This window comes from Bradyrhizobium sp. LCT2 (assembly GCF_009931255.1).
Lineage (GTDB): Bacteria > Pseudomonadota > Alphaproteobacteria > Rhizobiales > Xanthobacteraceae > Bradyrhizobium > Bradyrhizobium diazoefficiens.
Map to the genome: position 1 here is coordinate 6,960,394 of NZ_CP034432.1, position 15,539 is coordinate 6,975,932.

Sequence of the window (15,539 nt, forward strand, 5' to 3'; positions counted from 1 at the left end):
TCATCTCCCTCGCAACTCAACGCGCAGCTCAGGATTGGACGGCGGGACCGGCGAAAAGTTCCCGCGATCGCTAAAATCAGGACCCGGCAACCGCCTTGCGCACGTCGGCCACGGCCTGCGCCCATTCGGCCGGCCGCTCCTGCGGCAGGTTATGACCGGCGCCTGCGAACACGCGCCGCTCGAAAAAGCCCTCGAACTTGCGCGCGTGATGGGCGGTGCCGGTATTGACGCCGTCGCTGTCGCCGTCGATTGCGATCGTCGGGACGCGGATCGGCGGCTGTGCCGCAAGCTTTTCCTCGATCCCGGCATAGGCGGGATCGCCCGCGACCAGCGCGTAACGGTGGCGGTAGGAGTGGATCACGACCTCGACGAAATCGGGATTGTCGAACGAGGTTGCGCTCCGCTCGAACGTCGCATCGTCGAAGGCCCATGTCGGCGACCACATCGACCAGAGCTGGCGGGCGAAGCCGCGCCGGTTGCGCTCCAGCGCGCGGCGGCCGCGCTCGTTGTGGAAGAGATATTGATACCAGAGCGCCGCCTCATGCGCCGGTGCCGCGGGCTCCATGGCGCGGGCGATGTCCTGGATGTTGTAGGAATTGCCGGAGACGAGCCCGACAACGCGCGCGGGGTGCAGCGCCGCAACCACGCAGGCCGCGCGGCCGCCCCAGTCATAGCCGCCGACGACCGCGCGTTCGATGCGAAGCGCGTCCATGAAGGCCAGCAGATCGGCGCCCAGCGCCGCCTGCTCACCGGAGCGCAGCGTTTCCGGGAAACGAAACCGCGTCGGCCCGTAGCCGCGCAGCCAGGGCACCAGCACCCGCGCGCCGGCCTGCGCGATGATCGGCGCAGTCTCGGCATAGGCATTCACGTCGTAGGGGAAGCCGTGGCCCATGATGCAGGGCCAGCCGTCAGGCGTGCCGTATTCGAGATAGGCGATGTCGAGGACATCCGTAGTGATGGTTTTTTGTTGCATGATTTGCTTACGGATTTGGGACTTCGTAGCCCGGATGGAGCGCAGCGCAATCCGGGGACACCTGCATCCGCGAATCCCGGATGTCGCTGCGCTCCATCCAGGCTACAACAGGGCTATTTCTGCGGGCCCGACAGCGAGATGTCGCGTTCGGCGCGGAACACGTTGCTGTAGAGGTTGGCGATCCACTGCCGGCCGATCTCGGTCTTGTTGAGGTAGCCGATCTCGGTCTGGATATGCGGTGCGACGCTGTTCCAATAGAACTGTGGATAGCGGTTCACGATGTCGGCGGGCGAGTCGTAGCCGAGTTGTCGGTTCATGCCGACCTCCTCGAACTCGTAATAGAGCGCGTTGGCCTTGCGCAAATAGTTGGGATCGCCGAGCTGGCCGATGAAGTCGGCGGCGCGCAGGATCGAGGCCTCGTCGTCATAGTCCTGGCCTTCCCGGGCCGGAAACCGCGTGCCCTCGATGGCGCGGGCAATGCGTTCCGGATCGAGTCCGGGAATATGTCGCAGCCGCCGCGTCACGTAAAGCTTCGACCGATCGACGTGATACATCATCAAGCTGGCATCCGATGCCCCGCGCGGCAAACAAATCTTGGTGTCGGCCGCATCGATCACGAAGCCGTCGACGTCATCCTCCTCGAACAGGCCGCGCACATAGCCGATGTCGTGGGCAAGGCAGGCGATCAGGATATGGACGTAATCCGCGGCCGACAGATGCGTATGGAGACTTCGGCCACTGAGGATGGAATGGCCGGCCAGCGTCACCAGCATCGTATGCTCGATATTGTGATAGAGCGCATCGCTATTGCCGATGCATTCCATCGCAGTGCGGGTCGCGCTCTCGACGATACTTGCAGAAGTCTCGTCGTACCGGCGACGCATGAACGTACCGAGCAACTTCTCCAGGGATTCGGCCGCCAGCCTCGGTAACGTGATCATGGATGCAGCCCCGCTTGTCGGTGGTGTTCCACGCCAACTCCCCACGTCTCATTCATGTCCTCGACGCAAAGGCCAGCATAGCCCATCTTTTGCCGGGTGACCAAATCCCGGAACAAAAATACGGAAATATGTTGCGTTGCGCGCTGCGACATCGCGTTTGCGGTCACGGCGCGATACACCCGGGGCGGGCCAGGCAGGACTGCGGCCGCCCAACACAAATCAAATTCGCTTTATCGGATGTTGACAAGAGACCACGGGAACGGGCCGCCGCCTGGCGCATGCGCCTGCATCGTCCTGGACGGCGGAGACCCGCGGTCATTCCACCAGCAGCACGTCGACGGCGACGCCGAGCTTCTGCTTCGGCGAACCGACGATAATGCCATCGACCGGGGAGACGTCGGAGAAGTCGCGCGCGACCGCGAGCACGATATGGTCGCCAGCGACCAGAAGATCGTTGGTCGGATCGAAATCGACCCAGCCCAGCTCCGTCCCGCACCACAGCGACACCCAGGCGTGGGTGGCGTCGGCGCCTTGCAGCCGCGGCTGGCCCGGCGGCGGGATGGTGCGCAAATAGCCGCTGACATAGGCCGCCGGCAGGCCGAGCCCGCGCAGCCCTGCGATCATCACATGGGCAAAGTCCTGGCAGACGCCGTGCCGCTTGTCGAAGACCTCGTTGAGCGGCGTCGAGATCACCGTCGCCTTGGGATCGTAGCGAAACTGGTTGCGGATGCGGTGCATGAGATCGACCGCCCCTTTGAGGATGCCATCGCCGGGTGGAAAGCTCTCCGCCGCATAGGCGCTGACCGGACGCAGCACCGGCACCAGCGGACTCGCAAAGACGTAGCCGACCGGGGAGGACGGCCCGAGGCTGGTTGCCTCGAATGCGATGTCGCGGATGCTCTCCCAGGCCGGGCTGACAGCATCGCGCGCCGGCGGCTGGCGCGAGACGGCGACGCGCGAGCGCGAGTCGATGCGCAAATTGCGATGCGCGGCTTCGATCACCACGCTCTCGGTCAGCGTGCCGAAGAAGTCGCGGCGGATATTGCGCTCGGACGGGCGCGGACGGATCTCGACCTGGTGCGAGATCAGTTCCTGACCGCTGCCGCTCTTCGGCTCCAGCCGCAGCGTGCAGCGGGCGAAGCTGACCGGACTTTCGTATTCGTAGGTCGTGACGTGACGGATGTCGTAGATCACGCCAGCCCCGTCAGCTTTTCCGGCCGGCTGGCGTTCGGGCCGTGCGGGAAATAGTGCAGCCCGATCGCCTCGGCGAGGCTGAGCAGATCCTGCTCCAGCGCGAACAGCGTCTTGACCTCGAGCTTCTCGGCCTCGGCCGTCGCCAGCATCGCCTGCACCGCCACCGCAAGCCGTTGCGGCTGCTCGATCAGGCCGTGCTCCTTCAGGCTCGGCAGCGCCGCGATGTGCTCGTTCAGCGTTGCCACCTGGAACGCGACCGAACGCGGGTTGTAGCCGTCGAGCACCGCGAGGTCGCGCACCGGCGCCAGGATCGGCGCCAGCAGATAGCGCGAGCGGTAGGTGATCTGGGAATCCACCAGCGTCAGCAGGATGTCGAGATCCTCGTCGCCGGCCTCGTCATAGGCGAACTGGCGCGCGAATCGCGCCGTGTTGATGGCGCGCTCGGTGCGGCGGCCGATGTCGAGGAAGCGCCAGCCGGCGGCGCGGTTCATGTTCTCCTGCGCAAGGCCGGCAAAGCTCGCCAGTTCCTGCAAGGTCAGCTCGGCCGCGCTCAGCACGCTGTCGTCGTCCTCGACCTCGTAGGCGAGGCGCTCAGCCATCTCGGTGATGACCTGCCAGGCATCGGGCGACAGCCGCTCGCGCAGGGAGGTCGCGGTGCGCTGCGCCGCGCGCACCAGCGACAAGGCCGAGCCGAAGCGCTCCGCGCTCTGCAACGCCTCGGCGGCGATCCGCCCGGGGGCCGCGCGCGAGGTCTGCGAGATCGCGCCCCAGGCCACCAGCAGGCGCTGGATGCGTTCGGCCGATTGCAGCGAGGCCGCGGTGCCCTTGTTGGGCCCGCTCGGCGAGCCCAGCGCGCGCACCAGCCGCAAGGTCGCCTCGGCGCGTTCGAGATAGCGGCCGAGCCAGAACAGATTGTCGGCGGCGCGGCTCGGCAGCACGCCCGCGATGCGGCGGATCCGCACCTTGTCGGTCGCGGGCAGCAGCGTCGCGGTCGAGACCTGCTTGCCCGAGACCACCCAGACGTCGGCGGCGCGGGCGCCGTCGCCCATCGACACCGCGCGCGCATCGGCCTGCTCGGCGATGCGGCAGAAGCCGCCGGGCATGATGGCCCAGCCGTCGGGTGTGGCGGCTGCGAACACGCGCAGCACGAAGGGGCGCGGCGTGATCTGGCCCTGCTCCCACACCGGCATGGTCGAGAGCCGCACCACCTCCTGGCCGACATAGTCCATGCCGCGCGCGCCGATGGCGTCGATCAGGCGCTGGCGTCCGGCGGCGTCGAGCTCGCTCGCCAGCACCGGACCGTTGCTGTCGAAGCCGGGAACGCCGCGGCGGTAGGCGCCCTCGATCGCGACCTCGTCGAGCCGCGACAACACCTCGTCGCGCGCGATGCGCTGGCCGCACCACCAGGTCGCGATGTGCGGCATCTTCAGCTCTTCGCCGAGCAGGCGGCGGCTGAGCGCCGGCAGGAAGCCGAGCAGCGCCCGCGCCTCCAGCACGCCGGAGCCCGGCATGTTGGCGACGACGACGCCGTCCTTGCGCAGCACGTCGATCAGGCCGGGCACCCCGAGCCGCGAAGACGCATCGAGCTCGAGCGGATCGAGCGAATTGGAATCGACGCGGCGGAGCAGCACGTCGAGCCGCTTCAGGCCGGCGACGGTGCGGATGTGGATGCGGTTGTCGCTGACGGCGAGATCGTCGCCCTCGACCAGGAGGAAGCCGAGATAGCGCGCCAGCGTCGCGTGCTCGAAATAGGTTTCGCTGAAACTGCCGGGCGTGAGCACGCCGATCCGCGGCTCGTCGCGATCGGCGCGTGCGCGCAGGCTGTCGCGGAACGCCTCGAAGAACGGCGCGACGCGCGGCACGTTCATCGACTTGTAGAGATCGGAGAAAGCGCGCGAGAGCACGAGGCGGTTCTCCAGCGCATAGCCCGCGCCTGAGGGCGCCTGCGTGCGATCGCCGAGCACCCACCAGCGACCGTCGGGCCCGCGGCCGACATCGGCGGCGTAGAGCGAGAGATAGCGCCCGCCCGGCGGCGGCACGCCGCAGACGGGACGGAGATATTCGGGACTGCCGGCGATCGCGGCCGCCGGCAGCGCGCCTTCCGCGACCAGCCGGCCCTCGCCATAGATGTCGCGCAGCACGAGCTCGAGCAGCTCGGCGCGCTGGGTGATGCCGTCGCAAAGCTGCTTCCAGTCGGCCTCGTCGATAAGCAGCGGCAGATGGCTGAGCGACCACGGCCGGTCGGCACTGTCGCCGGGGGCGCGGTAGGTGACGCCGGCCTCGCGGAGGTGGCGGTCGGCCATGCCGAACCGCCGCTCGATCTCGTCGGGCGCAAGCGCGCCGAAGGCATCGAAGAAGCGGCTCCAGACCGCGCGCGGGGCGCCGTCGGGCCCCAGGAACTCGTCGGGAATGCCGGGCAGGCGGCTATAGTCGCGGACCCATTGCGCGAGCCGGCGCTGGCTTTGCGCCTTACCCGCCTTGTCGTCCTCTTCGGCTGCGCCCTCGCCCATGCGCCTCTCCCTGCCCCACCCTCATACTCATTGCAGGAGCGGGGTTCGCAAGTCGAGGGTCAGCGGAAACTCATTTGTGCGTTCCTCGGGCGGCGGCTGCATCGGCCCCGGCGTATGGCCATGGTCCTGGAAGCGCGCCAGCCGCCGCGCCTCGGCCTCATAGGTGTTGACCGGCTTGGTGTCGTAGCTGCGCCCGCCCGGATGGGCGACGTGATAGACGCAGCCGCCGAGCGAGCGGCCGTTCCAGGTGTCGATCAGGTCGAAGGTCAGGGGCGCGTGAACCGGAATGGTCGGGTGCAGGCCGGAGGCCGGCTGCCAGGCCTTGAAGCGGACGCCGGCCACGGCCTCCGAGGAGCGACCGGTCGAGGTCATCGGCAGGCGGCGGCCGTTGCAGGTCACGATGTGGCGGCCCTCGACGAAACCCTCCGCCTTGACCTGGAGGCGCTCGACCGACGAGTCGACATAGCGCACGGTGCCGCCGGCCGACCCCTCCTCGCCGAGCACATGCCAAGGCTCCAGCGCCTGGCGCAATTCCAGCGTCACGCCGCCATGATGGACGCGGCCGAAGGCGGGGAAGCGGAATTCGAGCTGGGCCAGATACCATTCCGGCTCGAACGGATAGCCGAACTGCTTCAGCTCGGAGAGCACGTCCAGGAAGTCTTCCCAGATGAAATGCGGCAGCATGAAACGGTCATGCAGCGCCGTGCCCCAGCGCACGAACTTGCCCTGCTGCGGCTCGCGCCAGAACTTTGCGATCAGCGCGCGGATCAGGAGCTGCTGCGCCAGCGACATGCGCGGATCGGGCGGCATTTCGAGCGCGCGGAATTCGACGAGGCCGAGCCGCCCCGTCGGACCATCGGGCGAATAGAGCTTGTCGATGCAGATCTCGGCGCGGTGGGTGTTGCCGGTGATGTCGACGAGCAGATGCCGGAACAGCCGGTCCACCAGCCACAGCGGCGTCTGGTAGCCCGGCGGCGGCACGTGCGAGAGCGCGATCTCGAGCTCGTAGATGCTGTCGTGCCGGGCCTCGTCGATGCGCGGCGCCTGGCTGGTCGGGCCGATGAAGAGGCCGGAGAAGAAGTAGGACAGCGACGGATGCCGCTGCCAGTACAAGACCAGACTCTTGAGCAGATCGGGCCGGCGCAGGAACGGCGAGTCCTGAGGTGAGGAGCCGCCGACCACGACGTGATTGCCGCCGCCGGTGCCGGTGTGGCGGCCGTCCACCAGGAAGCGGTTGGCGCCGAGGCGAACCTTCGCCGCGTCCTCATAGAGGCCGGAGGTGATGTCGACCGCGTCGCGCCAGCTCTTGGCCGGCTGGATGTTGATCTCGATGACGCCGGGATCGGGCGTCACCTTGATGACCTCGATGCGCGGGTCGAACGGCGGCGGATAGCCCTCGACATGGACCTGGAGCTGCATCTCCTCGGCGGTCGCTTCGAGCGCCGCGACGAGTTCGAGATAATCCTCGATCCGCTCGACCGGCGGCATGAAGGCGCAGAGCACGCCGTCGCGGACCTCGACCGACATCGCGGTGCGCACCGGGATCGACGTGTTGAGATGCTCGGGCGCGACCCGCGGCGGCGCTTCCGGGCGCGCCGCGAGGGTGAACACCGGCAGCTTGCCCCGCGCCTCCATCGGGTCGCGCTCGATGATGTAGGGATATTGGTTCGGCGGGACGTAGCCGAGCGAACCGATCGGCAGGCGCAGGCCGAGCGGGGAATCGCCCGGCGTCAGGAACAGATGATTGCGCCGCAACGTCCAGCGCTCGCTGCGCCAGCGCGGCGGCGCGTTCCAGCGCTGCACCGGCAGCACGAAGCCGCGCGGGGTGTTGAGTCCCTGCTCGAACACCCGCGCGATCCGCGCACGTGCCTCCGGATCGGACAATTTGGAGTCGGTCGGATCGACGTTGACGGGAAGCTCGGCCTCCTTCTGAAGCCAGAGTGCGGTGTCTTCATAGGCCGGCATGATGTAGCCGGGATCGAGCCCAAGCCGCAGCGCCGCGCCCTCCATGAAGGCCTCAGCGTCCTTCGCCCGGGCCGGCCGCGGATTCTCGATCTTGGCGATCAGGTCAACATTCTTCCAGATCGGCACACCGTCCTTGCGCCAATAGAGGCCGAAGGCCCAGCGCGGCAGGCTCTCGCCCGGGTACCATTTGCCCTGGCCGTAATGCAGAAGCCCGCCCGGCGCGAAGCGCGTGCGCAGGCGGCGGATCAGATCGTCGCCGAGCGCGCGCTTGGTCGGGCCGACGGCCTCCGTGTTCCACTCCCCCGCCTCGAGATCGTCGACCGAGACGAAGGTCGGCTCGCCGCCCATCGTGAGCCGCACGTCCGCGCTCGCGAGATCGCCGTCGACCTGCTCGCCGAGATCGTTGAGCCGCGCCCAGGATTCGTCGGAGAACGGCTTGGTGATGCGCGGCGCCTCGCGGATGCGCTTCACGCTCATGTCGAAGGCGAACTCGACCTCGGCAAAGCCGGCACCGCCGGAGATCGGCGCGGCCGAGCGATAATGCGGCGTGGCGGCCACCGGGATATGCCCCTCGCCCGCCAGCATGCCGGAGGTGGCGTCGAACCCGATCCAGCCCGCGCCCGGCAGGTAGACCTCGGCCCAGGCGTGCAGGTCGGTAAAGTCGTTCTCGACCTCGGGCGGTCCCTCGATCGGATCGATGTCGGGACGGATCTGGATCAGGTAGCCGGAGACGAAGCGGGCGGCGAGCCCGAGATGACGCAGGGTCTGGATCAGGAGCCAGGCGGAGTCGCGGCACGAGCCGGCGCCAGAGGAGAGCGTCTCCTCCGGCGTCTGCACGCCGGGCTCCATGCGGATGATGTAGCGGACGTGTTTCTGAAGCTCGCGATTGAGATCGACCAGGAAGTTGACGGTGTTCGGGGCTTCATGCGGGATCGTGTCGAGAAATTTTGCGAACAGGCGATCCGGCTTGACGGTCTCGAGATAGGGCGCCAGCTCCGTCTTCAGGTCCTTGGGATATTCGAACGGGAAGCTGTCGGCATAGGGCTCGACGAAGAAGTCGAACGGGTTGACCACGGTCATCTGCGCCGTGAAATCGACCTCGAATTTCAGCTCGGTCGTCTTCTCCGGAAAAACGTAGCGCGCCAGCCAGTTGCCCTGCGGATCCTGCTGCCAGTTCACGAAATGGTTGGCCGGCGTGACCTTGAGCGAATAGCTCAGGATCGGCGTGCGCGTGTGCGGCGCCGGCCGCAGACGGATGGTCTGCGGACCAAGATCGATCGGGCGGTCGTATTTGTAGTGCGTGACGTGGTGTAACGCGACGTAGATCGACACGGGGTACGGTGCTCCAGCAGCTTTTTTGAGCAGAACACCTGACGCCAGTGCGATCAAGCACTAACAACGGGCAGACCGTGCCTAGGAAGTATCCGTCGTTGCCCCGTAGGCCTGGACGGAGCGAAGCGTAATCCGAGCTACACGGGCAGTATCGTAGGGTGGGCGAAGCGAAGCGTGCCCACCGCTTTCGTCGTGTGGATCGATGGTGGGCACGGCGCAAGATCGCCTTTGCCCACCCTACGAACGTGGATGCCCGGGACAAGCCCGGGCATGACGACCTCTTGTAGGGTGACGCTACGCCGCCGAGGTCAGCCGCTGCAGGAACTGCGTGACCTCGCGCTTGAGCGTCTCGACCTCGCCATGGACGCGTTCGGAGGCGCTGTTGACGCGGCTTGCAACCCGCCCCGTGTCGGCGGCGGCCTCGCTGATGCCTGTCACGTTGGAGGAGACCTGGGAGGTGCCGGCCGACGCCTCCTGGACGTTGTGGGCGATCTCGCGGGTGGCAAGACCTTGCTGCTCGATCGCGGTCGCGATCGAAGCGGTGATCCCGTCGATCTCGGCGATGGTCTGCGCGATCGCCTCGACCGCTGCGACCGAATTGGTCGTCGATTGCTGCATCTCGCCGACCTTGGCGCTGATCTCCTCGGTCGCCTTCGCGGTCTGGTTGGCGAGGCTCTTGACCTCGGAGGCCACCACTGCGAAGCCGCGACCGGCCTCGCCCGCACGCGCCGCCTCGATCGTGGCGTTGAGCGCCAGGAGGTTGGTCTGCTCGGCGATCTCGCTGATCAGCTTGACGACGTCGCCGATCCGCATCGCCGCATCCGCAAGCGTGCGGATCTCGCTGCCGGCGCGATTGGCTTCGTTCACGGCGCGTCCGGTGCTCGCGGTCGAGCCGGTCACCTGACCGCCGATCTCGGCAATCGAGGACGCAAGCTGTTCGGCTGCGCTGGCGACGGTGGCGACGTTGCGCGAGGCATGATCGGACGCACTGAGCACGCCGGAGGTCTGCCGGCTGGTCTTCTCGGCCGCCGCCGCCATCTGGCCGGCGTCGGATTCGAGATCGGTCGCGGCACCCATGAGGGTGCCGGCCACCTGGTCGAGATGCGTGCCGAACTGCTGTGCGAGGTCCGCGATCTCGACGACCCTGCGGCCGAGACTGTCGGTGCCGGAATTGATCACGGCGGCCGAACGGCGGAACGAGCCGGGCAATCCGCGCGCCAGGATCTTGCGGAAATACTTGCCGCGGCTGGCATACTCCATCGACGCCGAGGCTTCGCGCAGATAGGCGTCGGTGATGTCGAGCATGTCGTTGACCGACTTCTGGATGGCGCCGATCCGCCCGGCCTGACGGTCGCTCAGGATGCGCGCCTCGAGATCGCCGCGCGCCGCCTTGCGGCACACATCGGCGACCTCATCGACGGCCACCGCCGTGCGACGCTGGCACCAGACGGCATAGCCGAGCAGCGCGACCGTCGCGCCAGGCAGCGCCGCGCCGGAGATTCCGGTCACACCCAGGAGCGAGAGGACGAAGGTAACGACGGCGAGGATACACGCGAGCGCGGTCGCTCCCTGCGCCTTAGAGAGAGAGCACAAATTCATCGTAACCGACACCTTGTTGCTTGAGCAGGCCGACCATCGCATCGAAGCTCGCATGCATGCCGTCCTTGGCATTGGCATGCCGCGCTTCTTCCGCGCACAGCGTCTTGTAGATCGGCTTGATGCGCTCGACCTGCGCCGGATCCGGTTTGCGACGGTTGGAGTGATAGCCGACGATATTGCCGCGTTCGTCGAACGTCGGCGTGACGTGGGCGAACACCCAGTAATGACTGCCGTCCTTCGCCAGATTGACGACGTAGGCGAAGATCTCCTGCTTGGACTGAAGCGTGTCCCAGAGCAGCTTGAAGACGCAGCGCGGCATGTCGGGGTGGCGGATCAGGCTATGGGGGGCGCCCATCAGCTCGGCATAGCTGTATTTCGCCATGCGGATGAAAATGTCGTTGGCGTAGGTGATGCGGCCCTTGAGGTCGGTCTTCGATACGATCAGTTCCTCCTCACCGAGGAGATTTTCCACGCCAGTCGGCCGTATCGCACGCGTCATCGTTGACGAATCCTCACGAAGGGCAGCGCCCTCGAAGGAGTCGCCCGCATCACCTCACGATTACGGTGCGAAATGTTAATCCCGAGTGACCGCAGGAGCTCCTGCGGTCATATGACACCTACGTATGACTACTTAGGTGTCCGCGTCCTGCAGCGAGGTGCATCAGCACCGCTACATCGTCGCGCCCAGCACCCAGGGCGCGAACTCGGCGCCGCCGAAATCGAAGCTCTCGCTCTTGGTCGGCTGTCCCGAGGCCGTCTTGAGGATGAGCTCGAAGATGCGCTGGCCGCATTGCTCGACGCTCTCCTCGCCCTCGAGGATGGTGCCGCAATTGACGTCCATGTCCTCTTCCATGCGCTTGTACATGGGCGTGTTGGTGGCGAGCTTGATCGACGGCGCCGGCTTGCAGCCGAACACGCTGCCGCGGCCGGTGGTGAAGCAGACCAGATTGGCGCCGCCGGCGACCTGCCCGGTCGCCGCGACGGGATCGTAGCCGGGCGTGTCCATGAACACGAAACCCTTCTTGGTGATGGGCTCGGCGTAGCGCAGCACCTCGACGAGGTTGGTGGTGCCGGCCTTGGCCATCGCGCCGAGCGACTTTTCCAGGATGGTGGTGAGGCCGCCGGCCTTGTTGCCGGGGCTCGGATTGGCGTTCATCTCGGCGCCTTCGCGCTCGGTGTAGGCGTCCCACCAGCGCATGAGATCGACAAGCTTCTCGCCGACCTCGCGGCTGACGGCGCGGCGGGTGAGCAGGTGCTCGGCGCCGTAGGTCTCCGGCGTCTCCGACAGGATCACGGTGCCGCCGTGACGCACGATGAGATCGCTGGCGGCGCCCAGTGCCGGATTGGCTGATACTCCGGAATAGCCGTCGGAGCCGCCGCATTGCAGGGCGACGGTGAGCTCGCTTGCCGGCACCGTTTCGCGCTTCACCTTGTTGGCGTCGGCGAGCGCCTCGCGCACGAAGGCGATGCCCGCCTCCACCGTCTTGCGGGTGCCGCCGACCTCCTGGATGTCCATCGCGCGGAGGCGGCCGGCGAGCTTCTGCTCCTCCATCAGGCCGCCGATCTGGTTCACTTCGCAGCCGAGGCCGAGCACGATGACGTGGGAGAAATTGACGTGGCGCGCGTAGCCGCCGAGCGTGCGGCGGAGCAGCGCCAGCGGCTCGTTCTGCGTCATGCCGCAGCCGGTCTTGTGCGTCAGCGCGACCACGCCGTCGACGTTGGGGAAATCGGCCAGCGGGTTGTCGCCGCTGAAGGGGTTCTTCTTGAAGACGTCGGCGACGAGGCTCGCGACATGCGCGCTGCAATTCACCGAAGTGAGGATGCCGATATAGTTGCGCGTGGCGACGCGGCCGTCCGGGCGGCGGATGCCTTCGAAGGTCGCCGGCAGGTCGAAGTTCGGCGTCGGCTTGACGTCGGCGCAATAGGCATAGTCCTTGGCGAAATCGCCCATGCCGCAATTCTGGGTGTGCACGTGCTGGCCGGGCGCGATCGGCACCGTGGCAAAGCCGATGATCTGGCCGTAGCGCCTGATCGGCTCGCCCACCGCGATCGGCTTGATCGCGACCTTGTGGCCGGAGGGAATGCGTTCGACCGTCGTCACGCCGTCGGCCACCGCTGTTCCCGGCGGCAGGCTGGCGCGCGCGATCAGCACGCCATCATCGGGATGCAGGCGGATGGCGGGGCTGATGGTCATCAGAGGTCTCCTTAGGTCTTCAAAGTATCGTGCCCCGGACGCGGCGTAGCGCGAAGCGGTGCGGTGCTGAGCCGGGGCCTAGTTGTCACGTCATGTGCTTCGCCAGCGACTGGGTCCCGGCTCTGCGGCGCATCACTTCGTGCTGCGCCGCGTCCGGGACACGGAAGCTCAGGCCTTACCCGCCGAATCCTTGCGGGTCGCATTCACCTGCATCTTGGCGTAGGTCGTCATCAGGCCGACCTCGTTCGACAGCGTCACGAGCTTGAAGCCCATGTTGATGGCGCGCGCCGCGCCTTCGGCGCCGCTGCAATGGATGCCCGGGTTGAGGCCGCGCTTGCCGCACTCCTTGATGATCTTCTCGTAGATCGCGAGGATCTCCGGTTCGCTGCGGTCGAGCTTCGGCTCGAGACCGTAGGAGAAGCCGAGATCGGACGGGCCGATATAGACGCCGTCGATGCCCTCGACGTCGAGGATCGCTTCCATGTTCTCGACCGCGGTCTTGGTCTCCATCATCGGCAGCAGAATGGTGTCGGCGTTCGCCGTCTTCTGGTAGGAGCCCGCGGTACCGTACATGCCGGCGCGGATCGGGCCGTTGGAGCGCACGCCCTGCGGCGGATATTTCGAATAGGAGACGAGGTTCCTGGCTTCCTGGGGCGTGTTGACCATCGGGCAGATCACGCCATAGGCGCCGCCGTCGAGCACCTTGCCGATGATGCCGGGCTCGTTCCAGGGCACGCGGACCATCGGGGTCACCGGATGCTTGTCCATGGCCTGGAAGCACTGCACCATCGACAGATAGTCCTGCACGCCGTGCTGCATGTCGACCGTGACGCTGTCGAAGCCGCATTGCGCGATCATCTCGGCCGAGAAGCCGGAGGGAATCGCGAGCCATGCGTTGACAACGGCCTTGCCCGACTTCCAGATTTCCTTGACCTTGTTCGCCACGTTGCCTTCCTTCTTTGTTGTTTGGGCCGTCGTCACCATGACGAGCGCCGCGACAGCACGGCCCCGCTGTTAGCGCGAACCGGAGCGCCGCGCTACGCTCGCAATGACGCAAGACCTATGCAGTCACCCTCTGGATGCTGACTTCGCTGACGCCGACCTCGCGGGCGGTATTCACTATCGCCGCCCGGGTGTCATCCGGCAAGGGGATGCCGTTTTGGGTGCGCTGGATGCGGGTTTTCCGCCCGGGATCGCCGGGAATCAGCACCTGATCGAGCCCTGCTACCGGCTTGAAGTCGACATGGCGCAAGACCTCTGCATCGAACACATGGGAGGTATCGACCACCTTGGGGATCGACAGGGAAGGCCAGCATGCCGTCGGCAAAGCGCCGGCCGCAGGAGGTGGCCCCGGTTCCGGTCAGCGCGCCCTGGCCCTCACTCCTCGGCACTTGCCTCGTTGCCGGCGCCGAGCCCCGCAAGACTCTGTTCGAGTTCGCCGAGCATCTCCTGCAATTCGGCGAGCTTGCGGGCGCCGAAGCGGCTGGTGATCTCGGCGTAGATCGCCTCCGACGTCGGCGCGACGGAGGCCATCAGCTTCACGCCCTCCTTCGAGATCGAGACCATGCTGCGGCGCTGGTCCGCCTTCGCGGTCTTGCGCTCGATCAGGTTGCGCGCCTCGAGATCGCGCAGGATGCGTGACAGGCTCGGCCCGAGCAGAAACGCCGTGCGCGCGAGTTCCGTGACCTCTGCGGCGTCGATGGCCGCCAGCGCACGCAGGATGCGCCATTGCTGCTCGGTCAGGCCGTGCTCACGCAGCGAGGGACGAAACTGCCGCATCACCGCCTCTCGCGCGCGCAAGAGCGACATCGGCAGCGAGCGCGAGAAATCGCGCATCGGAACCTGCCGTGCGGCAGGCGCGCTAGCGTTGGCGGGATCAGCCGGTCTCTTCGTCATGACGCCCTTTCAAGCCGCAAAATGTTTGCAGTGCAGCAAGGCCAGATTCTGTTTGACGCATTCACTTAACATGTTAAGTATCTCCCCGCACCACGATTTGTCAGATCACAGATGGCGCTTTCCAACGACGATATCCAAGCTTGCGCGAGACGTCTGCACCAGGCGGAGAAGACCCGCACGCAGATCCGGCAGCTCTCGCAGGATTTCCCTGGCATCACCATCGCTGACGCCTACGCGATTCAGAAGGCCTGGGTCGACGTCAAGATCGCCGAGGGGCGCCTCGTCAAGGGCCACAAGATCGGCCTGACCTCGAAGGCGATGCAGAGTGCGCTCAACATCGACGAGCCGGATTCCGGCGTGCTGCTCGACGACATGTTCTTCGCCGACGGCGGGATCATTCCGACCGAGCGCTTCATCGCGACGCGCGTCGAGGCCGAGCTCGCCTTCGTCATGAGCAAGCGCCTCGCCGGCCCCGACTGCACGATGTTCGACGTGCTCAACGCCACCGACTTCGTGGTGCCGGCACTGGAGATCCTGGACACGCGGATCGAGCGCGTTGATCCCAAGACCAAAGCGACGCGAAAAATCTTCGACACCATCGCCGACAATGCGGCGAATGCCGGCATCGTGCTCGGCGGCCGGCCGATCCGCCCGCTGGAGGCCGATCTGCGCTGGATCGGCGCGCTGTGTTTCAGGAACGGCCAGTTGGAAGAGACCGGCCTTGCCGCGGGCGTGCTCAATCATCCCGCCACCGCCGTGGCCTGGCTTGCCAACAAGATCGCGCCGCTCGGCCTTGCGCTGGAGCCTGGGCAGGTCGTGCTCGCCGGCTCCTTCATCCGCCCGATCGAGACCCGCAAGGGCGACACAATTCAGGCCGATTATGGCGCCTACGGCTCGGTGAGCTGCTACTTCGCCTAGGCGAACAAAAAAGACAG

The 15,539-nt window shown here is 66.6% G+C and carries 11 protein-coding genes and 1 pseudogene; 1 reads left to right on the forward strand and 11 read right to left on the reverse strand.

What is annotated here, in order from left to right; genetic code table 11:
- Nucleotides 1–76: 76 nt before the first annotated feature.
- The 11 genes and pseudogenes from EI171_RS33115 to hpaR all read right to left on the reverse strand — a co-directional run bounded on the left by EI171_RS33115 (nt 77) and on the right by hpaR (nt 14,604).
- Nucleotides 77–973 carry an alpha/beta fold hydrolase gene (locus EI171_RS33115; RefSeq protein WP_028172343.1) on the reverse strand — a complete coding sequence of 299 codons (897 nt, stop codon included), beginning with the start codon at nt 971–973 and terminating at the stop codon, nt 77–79.
- Nucleotides 974–1,086: 113 nt separating this feature from the next.
- On the reverse strand, nt 1,087–1,914 hold the full coding sequence (locus EI171_RS33120; protein WP_028172344.1) for a metal-dependent phosphohydrolase: 828 nt from the start codon (nt 1,912–1,914) through the stop codon (nt 1,087–1,089).
- Nucleotides 1,915–2,229: 315 nt separating this feature from the next.
- Nucleotides 2,230–3,108, reverse strand: coding sequence for a transglutaminase family protein (locus EI171_RS33125; protein WP_161535814.1), 879 nt, complete (start codon nt 3,106–3,108; stop codon nt 2,230–2,232).
- The gene (locus EI171_RS33130) at nt 3,105–5,618 is read right to left on the reverse strand and encodes a circularly permuted type 2 ATP-grasp protein (RefSeq protein ID WP_161535815.1); all 2,514 of its coding nucleotides are present in this window, start codon (nt 5,616–5,618) and stop codon (nt 3,105–3,107) included. Before EI171_RS33130 ends, EI171_RS33125 begins: the two co-directional genes overlap by 4 nt.
- Nucleotides 5,619–5,645: 27 nt before the next feature.
- Nucleotides 5,646–8,915 carry a DUF2126 domain-containing protein gene (locus tag EI171_RS33135; RefSeq protein WP_011085761.1) on the reverse strand — a complete coding sequence of 1,090 codons (3,270 nt, stop codon included), beginning with the start codon at nt 8,913–8,915 and terminating at the stop codon, nt 5,646–5,648.
- A gap of 294 nt (nt 8,916–9,209) precedes the next feature.
- A complete protein-coding gene (locus EI171_RS33140) occupies nt 9,210–10,514 on the reverse strand; it encodes a methyl-accepting chemotaxis protein (protein WP_161535816.1) in 1,305 nt (434 codons plus the stop codon).
- Complete coding sequence (locus EI171_RS33145; protein ID WP_011085759.1) at nt 10,492–11,013, reverse strand: PAS domain-containing protein; 522 nt, start codon at nt 11,011–11,013, stop codon at nt 10,492–10,494. The genes EI171_RS33140 and EI171_RS33145 overlap by 23 nt, the downstream gene beginning before the upstream one ends.
- Nucleotides 11,014–11,184: 171 nt before the next feature.
- A complete protein-coding gene (locus EI171_RS33150; protein ID WP_028172348.1) occupies nt 11,185–12,708 on the reverse strand; it encodes a UxaA family hydrolase in 1,524 nt (507 codons plus the stop codon).
- 168 nt (nt 12,709–12,876) lie between these two features.
- Nucleotides 12,877–13,653, reverse strand: coding sequence for an HpcH/HpaI aldolase/citrate lyase family protein (locus EI171_RS33155; RefSeq protein ID WP_161535817.1), 777 nt, complete (start codon nt 13,651–13,653; stop codon nt 12,877–12,879).
- Between the two features lie 115 nt (nt 13,654–13,768).
- Nucleotides 13,769–14,078, reverse strand: a pseudogene (locus EI171_RS33160) (malate dehydrogenase); the annotation flags it as partial.
- 7 nt (nt 14,079–14,085) lie between these two features.
- A complete protein-coding gene (hpaR, locus tag EI171_RS33165) occupies nt 14,086–14,604 on the reverse strand; it encodes a homoprotocatechuate degradation operon regulator HpaR (protein ID WP_011085755.1) in 519 nt (172 codons plus the stop codon).
- A 111-nt stretch (nt 14,605–14,715) separates the two neighbouring features.
- On the opposite strand from hpaR, the gene hpaH reads away from it, so the two are divergent.
- Nucleotides 14,716–15,522: a 2-oxo-hept-4-ene-1,7-dioate hydratase gene (hpaH, locus tag EI171_RS33170; RefSeq protein WP_161535818.1), complete on the forward strand. Its 807-nt coding sequence runs from the start codon at nt 14,716–14,718 to the stop codon at nt 15,520–15,522.
- The last annotated feature ends 17 nt before the right edge of the window (nt 15,523–15,539 follow it).

Excerpts from the sequence above, each read along its gene's own strand:
- EI171_RS33115 (WP_028172343.1), bottom strand. The coding sequence starts at position 973 with ATGCAACAAAAAACCATCACTACGGATGTCCTCGACATCGCCTATCTC.
- EI171_RS33120 (WP_028172344.1), bottom strand. The coding sequence starts at position 1,914 with ATGATCACGTTACCGAGGCTGGCGGCCGAATCCCTGGAGAAGTTGCTC.
- EI171_RS33130 (WP_161535815.1), bottom strand. The coding sequence starts at position 5,618 with ATGGGCGAGGGCGCAGCCGAAGAGGACGACAAGGCGGGTAAGGCGCAA.
- EI171_RS33140 (WP_161535816.1), bottom strand. The coding sequence starts at position 10,514 with ATGAATTTGTGCTCTCTCTCTAAGGCGCAGGGAGCGACCGCGCTCGCG.
- EI171_RS33145 (WP_011085759.1), bottom strand. The coding sequence starts at position 11,013 with ATGACGCGTGCGATACGGCCGACTGGCGTGGAAAATCTCCTCGGTGAG.
- EI171_RS33150 (WP_028172348.1), bottom strand. The coding sequence starts at position 12,708 with ATGACCATCAGCCCCGCCATCCGCCTGCATCCCGATGATGGCGTGCTG.
- hpaR (WP_011085755.1), bottom strand. The coding sequence starts at position 14,604 with ATGACGAAGAGACCGGCTGATCCCGCCAACGCTAGCGCGCCTGCCGCA.
- hpaH (WP_161535818.1), top strand. The coding sequence starts at position 14,716 with ATGGCGCTTTCCAACGACGATATCCAAGCTTGCGCGAGACGTCTGCAC.